The 247-nt window shown below is 67.6% G+C and carries 1 pseudogene; it reads right to left on the reverse strand.

From position 1 onward, the window contains the following. Positions 1 to 247, reverse strand: a pseudogene (locus tag SCA31_RS24905) (4Fe-4S ferredoxin); the annotation flags it as partial.

The raw sequence follows: 247 nt of genomic DNA on the forward strand, positions 1-247 counted from the left end.
CCATGCCGGCGACGGCCATCCCTGCGCGGCGGTACATCTGGGGTAGGTCGGCCGTGGGCACCCGTGGGTCCGGCGGGAGTCCGTACACTTCGGGTTCGTCCAGCAGCAGGAAGACCGATCCGGTTCCGCCGACGCCGTCGAGCTCGTTGGCCCCGTAAAGCCTTGCCTCGGTGAGGCCTTGCGCGTGCAGTTCTGCCACCCTCTCGCGGGCGGTCTCAACCATCGTGTCGTGGTCACCGAACTTGAT

It is taken from the genome of Chryseobacterium sp. SIMBA_028 (assembly GCF_046535285.1).
Classification (GTDB): domain Bacteria; phylum Bacteroidota; class Bacteroidia; order Flavobacteriales; family Weeksellaceae; genus Chryseobacterium.